The organism is candidate division WOR-3 bacterium (assembly GCA_026418155.1).
Lineage (GTDB): Bacteria > Hydrothermota > Tepidihabitantia > Tepidihabitantales > CAIPLT01 > JAOABV01.
On sequence record JAOABV010000055.1, the window covers coordinates 1 to 11,087 of the forward strand.

Sequence of the window (11,087 nt, forward strand, 5' to 3'; positions counted from 1 at the left end):
GTCTCATTCGGAGACCCTACGCTTTCAAACCCTTTGGTTTCAAAGAACTTACAAGCCTAAAATTCAGAACCCCTGCAATTTTTGCTAACTTCGGCTTAAAATCAGTATAGGTTCTGAATCGCATTTTATTATCTAATTATACCTTAAAAAGAATAAATTGTCAACAAGTTTTTTACTGAACTCAGGTCTTTCTAAATATACCTTATTATTACAGAAAGTGCTTAACTCTTCAACTTGATAATTGAAAGTTATTTATTGGAGCACTTTCTGAGGTAGAATGAAAAGGATATTGGACAATGGTATCACGGATTCCTGTTGTTTGGTCTCTTTAGGTGGAAAAGTTGTTTCCTTAAAAGTCGCACCAATTGTTTTTACCACGCCATCTTTAATCGTATATCCTTCGCATTCTACATAGCCACCTGATTTTAAGTAGATTATGGGCACAGGTTATTTTTCGTTAATTAAGATGCTAAAGTTTTTTAATTTTAAGGTGTTATTTAGTATTAACTTGCTATTCTTCTGGTATTGGCAGAGTGCATCTTGTCGGCTTATCAATTCGATAACCAAGGGCATAATCGGCTTGCATCAATTTGTGAATTTCCCGCGAACCTTCATAAATGACTGCACCTTTGCAATTGCGATAGAATCTTTCTACTGGATATTCGTCTGAATAGCCATAAGCACCATAAATCTGCACGGCATGAGATGCGGCTTTTTCTGAAGCATCACAAGCATACATCTTGGCTAAAGAAGTTTCTTTCGTATTTCTCATACCTTTATTTTTTAACCAGCCGGCTTTTAAGCATAAGAGTTTTGAGCATTCGTAACCAGAGACCATTTCAGCAATCATCTCTTTAACCAATTGATGCTTTCCGATAACTTCGCCAAAGGTCTTTCGTTCGTTGGCATATTTAACTGAATGGTCTAAACAGGCTTTGATTAAGCCGGTTGCACCCCAGGCAACAGTATATCGTCCTTGGTCTAAGGCAAACATTGCGATTTTGAAGCCTTCGCCTTCTTCACCCAGCATATTCTCTTTAGGCACTTTTACATCTGATAAAGAGATTGAGCCAGTATTGCCGGCTCGAATGCCCAGTTTGCCGTGAATCGTTGCGGTGCTAACTCCGGGAAAACTGCGTTCAACAATAAAACAACTCATTCCTGAATGGTCGCGTTTTTTTCTTTTTTCTTGGTCAGTCCAAGCAAAAATTAAGAAGTTATCGGCAACATCAGCCAAAGAAATCCACATCTTTTCACCATTTAATATCCAGTAATCGCCTGATTTCTGAGCTTTGGATTCTAATGCCACAACATCACTTCCGGCATTGGGTTCAGTTAGACCAAAAGTTGCAATCTTCTCACCTTTGGCTTGAGGCACTAAATACTTTTGTTTCTGCTCTTCAGTTCCCCAAGAAAGCAGGGTTAGACTATTTAAGCCAATATGCACGGAGAGAATTACGCGTAACGAGGTGTCAACATATTCTAATTCCTCGCAAGCCAATCCTAAAGAAATATAATCACCACCGCTACCACCATATTTTGTCGGAATCGAAAGACCTAAAATACCGAGTTCAGCCATTTTGGTTAAAATACTACGGTCAAATTCGGCTTTTTGGTCTTGCTCTTTGATTTTCGGTGCGACTTCTTTTTGCGCAAAATCACGCGCTAATTTCTGAATCATAATCTGCTCTTCAGTGAAACTAAAATCAATCATTATGACTCCTTTCTTAATATGCGTTTAATAGTAAAGTTTATCTTTTGCTAAAACATTGTGGTTTCTTTTTTTAATACTCATATAGGTAGTTTATCTTTTTGCTAAAATACTGCCACTTCTTTTTTGATACTCATTTAATATAAAGTTTACCTTTTTGGGTAAAGCACTATGGCTTCTTTTTTAAGACGCATATATATATTTCATCTTTTGTAAAGCACAATGGCTCTTTTAATACTCATTTAAATATATAGTTTATCTTTTTGCTAAAACACTGCCACTTTTTTAAATATGCTTTTATATATAAAGTCTATCTTTTTTGGTAAATCACTATGGCTTCTTTTAATACTCATTTAAATACATAGGGTATCTTTTTGCTAAAGCACAATGACTCTTTTTAAATACTTTTTTATATATAAAATTTGCCTTTTTTAGGTAAATCACTACGCCTTCTTTTTAATATGCGTTTATATATAAATTTCATCTTTTCTGCTAAAGCATTGTGGCTTCTTTTTAATGTTTGTTTATATATTAAAGTTCATCTTTTGGTAAAACATTATGATTCTTTTTTATATATAGAGTTTAGGTAAATCACAATGGCTTCTTTTTTAATACGCGTTTATATATAAAGTTTATCTTTTCTGCTAAATCTTGATAGGAAAAAATCTGTTTAATTTCTTTTTCGGTAAATAACTTGCCGGCTTCTTTATCATCTAAAACAATTTTGCTTAAATACTCATCTTGGGCTTTAGCCTGAAATGCCAATCTTTGCACTAATGCATAAGCCTGGTCCCGCGCGACGCCTTTTTTAATAAGCGCCATCATTAAACTCTGGGAAAAGAACTGTTCTTTCGATTTATCTAAATTCTCTTTCATTTTAGCAGTATCAACCACTAATCCTGCTAAGACTTTATTTAATTGGATAATCATATAATGGACTAAACTCGTTGCCGAAGGAATTATGATACGCTCGTTTGCCGAATTGGTCAAATCCCGTTCGTGCCACTGCACAACATTTTCTAATCCCACCGGCACATAACTTCTGACAAGACGGGCTAAACTACAAATGCGCTCACAAATAATTGGATTCTTTTTGTGAGGCATTGCCGAAGAACCCCTTTGGGCTTTGCCGAAGGGCTCAGCCAGTTCACCAATTTCAGTTCGTTGTAAGTTTCTAATTTCGGTGGCAATGCGTTCTAAACCAGCAGCCAAGATTGCTAATGCGGTTAATAGTTCGGCATATCGGTCACGAGGAATAATCTGCGTAGAAATAGGCTCAGGCTTTAAACCCAAGCGCTTTAATGCAATTAATTCAACCTGAGGATTCAGTTCCGTATAAACTCCAACTGCGCCCGATATTTTGCCGTAACTAAGATTTTTCCGGGTCGTTTCTATCCTTAAAATATTACGCTGAATTTCTTGATACCAAGCAAGACATTTCACACCAAAAGTAATCGGTTGCGCATGAACTCCATGCGTTCTACCTATCATTAAAGTAAATTTGTGTTTTATGGCAAGTTTTTTAATTGTCTTGGCAAGTTCGTGGAGTTTTTCAAGAATATAATTGCAAGCCCTTAGACATCTTAAAGATAATGCGGTATCAACAATGTCATAAGAAGTTAACCCAAAGTGTAAATATTGCGCGTCTTTACCCAATTGCTTCTCAATCGATTTAAGAAAGGCGATAACATCGTGCTGGACAGTTTTTTCAATGGTTTCAATCTCTGGCACATTAATCTTGACTCGGTTAAGTTTCGGAAATAATGTTTGGGGAATAATCCCTAATTGGGCTTGAGCCTTGGCAACAGCAGATTCCACTAAAAGCCAATACTTAAATTTAGTTTCTTCAGACCATAATTGTGACATTTCGGCGGTGAAGTATCGTTCAATCACAAAGGTATTATAAAATGATTTTTCTAAAAGTCAATACACCAAAAAATCTCAACCTGCGATATCCTATTATCGAGAGTGTTCGGAAAAAATCTCATAGCACTAATTGAAAAGACAACAAATGAAGAGTAATGTTCGGTAAGGGATATTAAGCGGTAAAACTCGGCTTTTTGCCGAGATTGTTTTTGAGCGCATCTAAAAAAGAGTTACGGAAAAACTTACCGCACGCATCCGTATCGAAGAAATCACAGAAAATATTCCGCAAGTTCAATTCATTCAATCGTAAGAATTGACTTTTTCCGTGTTACCATTCGATTACTCTTGACATAGGGCATTTTTTATTATATTATAATTTATACTTTGTGTGACATATATTTCACGCACATTTATAATGCAGTAATATTAATAAATTGCATTTTATTTATAGCGAGAAGATACTCAATAAACAACCTAAACAATACTGTTAGAATATGATTTGTTTAATGAAAAATATCATTTAAGGCTTAACGCTATGAAAAACAACAACAAAGACCGATTGGATATTCTCTCAACAGTAGTCCATGAACTTAAAACACCAGTTTCAGCAATCAAAGAGGCAATGTCATTACTTTCAGAGAAAAAACATAAACTTGAACCCGAAATGCAACGGATAATTTCCATTGCCCAAGAGGAAACTAACCGATTAGTTCGAATGATTGATAATTTATTAAAAGCATCCTTAATCGAATCTGGCAAAGTCCATCTCCAATTGGAACCAGTAAGAATTAACGATGTCATTAACACCGTGCTTAGCAGTCAGGAATTAATTATTAAACAAAAGAAGATACATCTAAAAACTCAGGTTAATCCGTCACTACCTTTAATTCAAGCCGATAAAGACCGACTGTTTGAAGTGTTGGCTAATTTGTTAGACAATGCCTTAAAATTTACGCCAAGTGGTGGAACCATAAAAATTAGTGCAAAAACGGTCTCAGGTAAAGATAAAACACTAATTAAAATAGGCGCAGTATCGCAACAGAAATATATTCAAGTTACTGTTGCTGATACCGGTCCGGGGATTCCGAAAAGGGATTTAACCCGAATTTTTAGAAAATTTGAACGGCTCAGAACACCAGCCAAGGTTCGGGGAATCGGACTGGGATTAAATATTGCGAAAAATATTGTTGAACTCCATTCTGGCAAGATATGGGCCAGCAGTGAATTGGGCAAAGGAGCACAGTTTCACTTTATTTTGCCAATTAAATAAAATAAAAAATAATAATATGGCCTTAATTCGATATGTCGAAAATTCTCGTCGTAGAAGATGACGCTAATCTCAGTAAATTAATAAGAATTCGATTAGAAGAGAATGGTTTTGAAGTTATCACGGCTTATGATGGTCTTGAAGGAATTTCCCAGGTCCGAAAACATAAACCTGATTTAATAGTTTTAGATTTGATGCTGCCGAAACTTGATGGCTATCAGGTGTGCACGATTATAAAGAATCATGAAGCGTTTAGTAAAATTCCGATTGTTATTCTCACTGCGCGTAGTTCAATTGAAGCAAAAGAGATTGCCTTAAAGACCGGGGCTGAGGCTTTTATTGTTAAACCCTTTGATGGTCAAAAGTTAGTCGCCACTATCAAAAATTTATTGATGCCAAAGAGTAGTTAGTAAAAGATTTATGAAAAGAGAAGAGTCAGTGTCACTAAAAACCCGAACTTGTCAAGGAAATTTAAAGAATATTTTAGGTTCTTTGTTGTTCTTTAATAAAAAGTCTCTTTAACAGGAGGAAAAAAATGAGAAAAAATTCTGGGTTCACGCTTATTGAGATGTTGACCGTGCTTTTTATTATCGGTGTGATATTAGCGTTCTCTGTGCCCAATTATGCCAGAATGCGCGAACAGGCAAGGATTTCGGCACAAAAGATGAATATGTATAATGTCGCAATGGTAATTGAGTCTTATTTTTCCGAAAAAGGTAAATACGCGTATGATTTTTATCCAGACGAAGATGGTTATGGCGCTTATTTTCCTGGTGGAGACCCTTATGCCACACCTGAACCCAAAAAAGGTAAATTTCCTACAAATCCTTGGACCGGTGCAGAATTAGACCCTGATAATTTTAATCCTGATTACTATGATGAGCCTGAAGATGTAAGCAATACACAAGTTGGCGGTCCGAATGATGATTGGGGTTATGACCCTGGTGAAATGCGCTATGGCACATATGAACCTATTGGTTCTAATCGTATTCAGTTGTGGGGTTTAATTGGAATGGACGGTCAACCGAACGGTTATGCCCAATCAATTAGAACTTTTGACGCCTCGGGCCAGAATATCATTATCTTCGTTTTGCATAATTAGCCAACTGTTCGTTTTTAACTTAAAAGTGGAACAGTCAAACTTGCATCAGGAAAAACAAGCACTTTGGCCTGTTCGCCTTTAATCTGTAATGCTTTCTGCAAGGCTGAATTAACCTCAGGAAAAGGTTTCATAAAGATACTTTGAATAATTTTATCATCAATTGGCATTACGGTCCAAATTTCTGCTTTTGTTAAAGTTTCTAATAATTTTGCACTTTTTTGATAACCTAACTTAAAATTTTTCTTAATATTTTCAAGGATTACTTGGGGAGATGGGTTATCGGCAATAACTTTGATAAATTCATCGTCGCCGACACCTTCACGACATTGGGAGACGACAATTAAGATTCCTTTATCCTTTAGTGCCAATTTTGCGTTTTCAATTGCCTTTTGCGACTGATAAAAATTTATATCATAAGGTGGTTGAATGAAAGCAAGGACAATGTCGGCTTTTTCTTTAATTGGCACACAAAATATTTTTTTGGCATCTTCAACTGCACTCAAAAAAGATTGGAAGATATTGCCATATCGAATTGAATACAATTGATGTTTATCATTGATGACACATTGAAGAGAAAAAATCTCTCTGGGCACCATCTTGGCAATTTCTGTCATATCTTCGTGGACAGGATTACCATTAAGGGATAAAGTTTTGGCTTCGGGCTGAAGGGATAATTTATGGTTAGCGGTAATTGTCTCAATGCCGGCAATACCTGGCAAAAAGGATTTTCTGCCACCAGTAAAACCAGCAAAATAATGGGGCTCAACAGAATTTATAGTAATAATTTTGTCCACTTCCCAGACTGCTTGATTTAACCAAACCGGCGTTCCGAATCTGGTCTTACCTAAAAATCTTAAAGAGGTTATGTCTCGGGCATTATGGATTAAGATTTTCTCTTTATACAATTCCGCATATTTACCAAAGATTTGAATTAACTGTTCTGAAGTGGGACTAGAATGAGAACCACAAGCCACGATGAATCTGAAATCATATTTATTTATCTCGGATTCAATCATTGAAATAATGTCTGCGGTTGGTGTTGGTCGAGTATAATCGTTAACCACAATTAAAATGCGCTTAGCACCGCTTAAAAAATTTCTTAAATCTGCTTTTAGTTCTTCAACCTCAAAGGTAATCTCTTCTTTGGGCATAGGATTGGGAGTTAAGATGCCCAAAAGATTTTTCTCAGGGAGTTCTAAACTAATCGTTGTGGTTCCGTTCGTTAAATTGATTTTCATAAAATAATTGTAAATTAATTTTCTTAAAAAGTCAATTCAACGAATTATGCCGTTCTAAACAAAATAGGATAAATAATCAAATAGAGGCAAAGCCTTTATGGCAGAAAAAAAGCATTTACCCAAAATTCTTGACGCTACCGTAAAAAATTCCCCAAGAGTTAGATATTTCCTATTATTTCCACTGAGAAAAAGAATATTCTTACTGCTGATACTTTATTAGCATAAAATTTCTCAAGATGCAGATATTTCCTATTAGTCTTATTCATGTTGACAAATAAAAAATAGCTTGTAGTATAAATATCAGCGCTTATGAAAATTTTGCTTGTTTCCTCGGCTTTTTTACCTTATCCGTCAGGAATTTCAGAACATGTCTATTATTTAGCCCAAGGACTGATACAGCGCGGTCATCAGGTAAAAGTTTTAACCACTAACTATCCTCATTACTGGTCTGATTGGGAAAATGGTAAATTTCCCTTTGAGATTATTCGCTATGGTAAAGTTGTTTTCTTACCACTTAACAAATCCTTTGCCACTTTTCCTTGGGGAACAGATATTCCTTTTCAGGTTAGAAAATTACTAAAAAGAGAACATTTTGATGTTATTCATCTTCATGGTTGTTATCCGCCTGAGATTGGATTTTGGGCTTTGCATTTTTCTAACACAATAAATTGTGTTACTTTTCATACAGTAGGTTTTCGCAAAAGTTTTTTACTTAAATTAGGAGGTTTTCTTTTTGCTCGTTATGTGCGCAAGTTGCACGGAAAAATTGCGGTCTCCTTGATTGCTCAAGAATGGGCGAAGCCGTTCATTAAAGGTACTTACCGCATAATTCCTAATGGTGTTGATTGTGACCGATTCTCACCAGCAGTACCTCCAATTAGTAAGAAAAAAAATGACGAACCCTGCGTTCTTTTTGTTGGACGCTTAGAACCAAGAAAAGGCATCTTGGTAGCAATATCCGCATTTAAGAAAATTCAGGAAAAATTTCCTAATGCCAAATTATTTATTGTGGGCAAAGGTCCTTTAGAACAGGCCGCACGCGATTTAGTAATTGCGCTGAAATTACAAAACAATTGTCGATTTTTGGGCTATGTCTTCCGAAAAGATTTACCTCGGTATTATGCTATGGCTGATGTTTATATTTCCCCAGCATTAGGTGGCGAGGCCCAAGGTATTGTCTTATTAGAAGCAATGGCATGTGCTAAACCCGTTGTGGCTTCGGATATTGCGGGCTATCGAGAAGTAATTGAAGATGGTAAGAACGGTCTTTTAGCCCAACCTAATTCCGCGGATGATTTTGCCCAAAAGGTCAATTTAATTTTAGGCAATACTGAGCTCAAACTGCTTTTACAAAAAAATGCTCGTACTCGGGCTGAAGAATTTGCCTGGCCCAATATTGTCAAAAGAATTGAAGCGTATTATCAGGAATTAGTTATGTGCTATGCTTACAGAACATAATTATTCCAGTCAATATTACCATCATATTGAAAAAGGTTATTATCCTTTTTCCTTTCTTCGCGATAAAGTGATAATTCATTTTATCAAAAAACTTGTGCCTCGGGGTAAAAAAATTCTTGAGGTTGGTTGTGGCACAGGTAGACTTCTGCGTCAAATTGAAAATGATTATGAGACTTATGGCGTCGATATTTCGCATTATGCAATTACTGTTGCTCAATCTCGAACCCAATCCACCCTATTTCAGGTTGCTTCGATTGAAGATAATATCACCTTGCCACATCAATTTGATGGGATTGTGGCAATTAATGTGCTTGAGCATTTAGAGAATCCCCAACGCGCTTTAGAAAGAATATATCAAATGCTATCTTGGGACGGCTATTTATTTCTTCACCTTCCCATTGCCTCAAATACTCTCAGTCGTTTCTTACAGAGACATTTTTATTATGATAATTCGCATATCTTTATTCCATCTTTAGATGAATTAAAAAATTTATTAAAGAAAGTTAATTTTTCTTTTATCATTGAACGGTCAGGAACAACAATCTTTTTGCCGATTTCGTCTCGCATTTGGGTTAAATCTACACCTTGTTATTTTGGCATTTATAAGAAAATTTTTAACAAAGCAGAGCGTCAGTAATATATAAGACGCTCAAAGTAATTAGAGTTGTAAATGATTCTTACAAAATCTATCTTCTATTGCCACATTCAAACCTAAAATTTTTTAAAAAGCAGAAAAGTTATTAAAAAGAAGATATTAGACAAGCATAATATATGGAGCGCGCAGAAACAGTGCTACGGAGAACACTTGCAGCACGCAACTGTATCAGAGCCTTCCCAAAAAGTAAGAAAAAACATTCGGCAAGTTCAATTTATTTCATAACAAGAATTGTTTTTCTGAGATATATTCAGATTTTGTAAGAAATTGGAATAGAGTATTTTATTGGTATTATAAAAGCATCAGCACTAATTAAACGTGCCTCAGACCTATTTTGAGATATAATCAGATTTTGTAAAAAACTTCGGAGATATGGTATTTTGAGTATAATAAAACTACTGTGAGTCAGAGATATAATCAAATTTTGTTGAGAATTTGGAATATGGTATTTTAAGTAAGTATAATAAAAACGCTAATAGCAATCAAACGAACCAGAGATATATTCAGATTTTGTAAGAAATTGGAATAGAGTATTTTATTGGTATAATAAAAGCATCAGCACTAATTAAACGTGCCTCAGACCTGCTTTGAGATATAATCAGATTTTGTAAAAAACTTCGGAGATATGGTATTTTGAGTATAATAAAACTACTGTGAGTCAGAGATATAATCAAATTTTGTTGAGAATTTGGAATATGGTATTTTAAGTAAGTATAATAAAAACGCTAATAGCAATCAAACGAACCAGAGATATATTCAGATTTTGTAAGAAATTGGAATAGAGTATCTTATTGGTATAATAAAAGCATCAGCACTAATTAAACGTGCCTCAGACCTATTTTGAGATATAATCAGATTTTGTAAAAAATCGGAGATATGGTATTTATGAGTATAAAAAACATTAGCACCAACTCAGACAGATGGTGAAATTGCCTATCAATGTTGCTGAGATGTAATTAAATCTTGTGGAAAATTAGAGATAGGGTATTTTAAATGGGTATAATAAAAATGCCGGCGCTAATCAAACAAGCCACAGGCTTATTTGACCGAGAAGGCAAAGGGTTAGGCGACTTTATCTGCTATCCTATTGATTATTGGGCAGTTAAATCATTGGGTCACTTAAAGGACAATCTGGGTATCTAAAGATTGGGCGGTCCGAAGGTTATGCCGGCGGGTTGCCGAGGGGTATGCCCCCTGGCCTGCCCCCTGGCTTGCTGACCGGCTTACCTATTAGATGACCGAGGGTGTCGTTTAAGCCAATGGTTAAAGGAAAAGTATAATTGAGTTGATTACAGAATTATCTATTAACAAAAACATCTGGATGGGACATCAAAAAATGAACGGTAAAGAAAAAGAATATGTTTATCTTTAATTTATCAGAATTTTCCCAAACATTATCAATAATCTCTTGTCCATTAACAAAACCAGTGGGAAAAACTGGAGGAAAAGAATATGTTTATCTTTAATTTATCAGAATTTTCCCAAACATTATCAATAATCTCTTGTCTATTAACAAAACCAGCGGGAAAAACTGGAGGAGAAGAATGTGTTTATCTTTAATTTATCAGAATTTTCCCAATCGTTAACAATGTCTCTTGAGAGAATTGAAAAAATAATAAGCCGGTCTAAATTGCTAATAAGGGTTTGAAACTTTTAGAACTTTAATGTCTTTGTTGCTCAATTTAGGCTTGTAAAGTTTTTGATGAAAGATATACTTGCTTTGATAGAGGTAGTGGATAATATTTTGTGTGAATTTAGACTTGATATGTTAAAATAGAGGTGTATTCTCC

At 35.2% G+C, this 11,087-nt stretch carries 10 protein-coding genes; 6 read left to right on the top strand and 4 right to left on the bottom strand.

What is annotated here, in order from left to right; genetic code table 11:
- Positions 1–252 precede the first annotated feature (252 nt).
- The 3 genes from N2201_06190 to purB all read right to left on the bottom strand — a co-directional run bounded on the left by N2201_06190 (position 253) and on the right by purB (position 3,604).
- On the bottom strand, positions 253–444 hold the full coding sequence (locus tag N2201_06190) for a hypothetical protein (GenBank protein ID MCX7785794.1): 192 nt from the start codon (positions 442–444) through the stop codon (positions 253–255).
- A 67-nt stretch (positions 445–511) separates the two neighbouring features.
- On the bottom strand, positions 512–1,714 hold the full coding sequence (locus N2201_06195) for an acyl-CoA dehydrogenase family protein (GenBank protein MCX7785795.1): 1,203 nt from the start codon (positions 1,712–1,714) through the stop codon (positions 512–514).
- Positions 1,715–2,302: 588 nt separating this feature from the next.
- On the bottom strand, positions 2,303–3,604 hold the full coding sequence (purB, locus tag N2201_06200) for an adenylosuccinate lyase (GenBank protein MCX7785796.1): 1,302 nt from the start codon (positions 3,602–3,604) through the stop codon (positions 2,303–2,305).
- A gap of 508 nt (positions 3,605–4,112) precedes the next feature.
- Between purB and N2201_06205 the strand changes: the two genes are divergently transcribed.
- From N2201_06205 to N2201_06215, 3 genes are all read left to right on the top strand, one after another.
- Positions 4,113–4,847 (top strand): cell wall metabolism sensor histidine kinase WalK, encoded by a 735-nt coding sequence (locus N2201_06205; protein MCX7785797.1) that lies wholly within the window; start codon positions 4,113–4,115, stop codon positions 4,845–4,847.
- Between the two features lie 32 nt (positions 4,848–4,879).
- Positions 4,880–5,254 carry a response regulator gene (locus N2201_06210; GenBank protein ID MCX7785798.1) on the top strand — a complete coding sequence of 125 codons (375 nt, stop codon included), beginning with the start codon at positions 4,880–4,882 and terminating at the stop codon, positions 5,252–5,254.
- Between the two features lie 125 nt (positions 5,255–5,379).
- Positions 5,380–5,946: a type II secretion system GspH family protein gene (locus N2201_06215; protein ID MCX7785799.1), complete on the top strand. Its 567-nt coding sequence runs from the start codon at positions 5,380–5,382 to the stop codon at positions 5,944–5,946.
- A gap of 14 nt (positions 5,947–5,960) precedes the next feature.
- Here the strand turns inward: N2201_06215 and larA are convergent, their stop codons facing one another.
- The gene (gene larA / locus N2201_06220; protein ID MCX7785800.1) at positions 5,961–7,184 is read right to left on the bottom strand and encodes a nickel-dependent lactate racemase; all 1,224 of its coding nucleotides are present in this window, start codon (positions 7,182–7,184) and stop codon (positions 5,961–5,963) included.
- A 309-nt stretch (positions 7,185–7,493) separates the two neighbouring features.
- Between larA and N2201_06225 the strand changes: the two genes are divergently transcribed.
- The 3 genes from N2201_06225 to N2201_06235 all read left to right on the top strand — a co-directional run bounded on the left by N2201_06225 (position 7,494) and on the right by N2201_06235 (position 10,440).
- Positions 7,494–8,642: a glycosyltransferase family 4 protein gene (locus N2201_06225; GenBank protein MCX7785801.1), complete on the top strand. Its 1,149-nt coding sequence runs from the start codon at positions 7,494–7,496 to the stop codon at positions 8,640–8,642.
- Complete coding sequence (locus tag N2201_06230) at positions 8,626–9,279, top strand: class I SAM-dependent methyltransferase (GenBank protein ID MCX7785802.1); 654 nt, start codon at positions 8,626–8,628, stop codon at positions 9,277–9,279. The genes N2201_06225 and N2201_06230 overlap by 17 nt, the downstream gene beginning before the upstream one ends.
- A 1,011-nt stretch (positions 9,280–10,290) precedes the next feature.
- Positions 10,291–10,440, top strand: a complete 150-nt coding sequence (locus N2201_06235) for a hypothetical protein (protein MCX7785803.1) — start codon at positions 10,291–10,293, stop codon at positions 10,438–10,440.
- Positions 10,441–11,087: the final 647 nt, after the last annotated feature.

Coding starts and splice junctions, on each gene's coding strand:
- N2201_06205 (MCX7785797.1), top strand. CDS start 4,113: ATGAAAAACAACAACAAAGACCGATTGGATATTCTCTCAACAGTAGTC.
- N2201_06230 (MCX7785802.1), top strand. CDS start 8,626: ATGCTTACAGAACATAATTATTCCAGTCAATATTACCATCATATTGAA.
- larA (MCX7785800.1), bottom strand. CDS start 7,184: ATGAAAATCAATTTAACGAACGGAACCACAACGATTAGTTTAGAACTC.
- N2201_06225 (MCX7785801.1), top strand. CDS start 7,494: ATGAAAATTTTGCTTGTTTCCTCGGCTTTTTTACCTTATCCGTCAGGA.
- N2201_06235 (MCX7785803.1), top strand. CDS start 10,291: ATGGGTATAATAAAAATGCCGGCGCTAATCAAACAAGCCACAGGCTTA.
- N2201_06195 (MCX7785795.1), bottom strand. CDS start 1,714: ATGATTGATTTTAGTTTCACTGAAGAGCAGATTATGATTCAGAAATTA.
- N2201_06210 (MCX7785798.1), top strand. CDS start 4,880: ATGTCGAAAATTCTCGTCGTAGAAGATGACGCTAATCTCAGTAAATTA.
- N2201_06215 (MCX7785799.1), top strand. CDS start 5,380: ATGAGAAAAAATTCTGGGTTCACGCTTATTGAGATGTTGACCGTGCTT.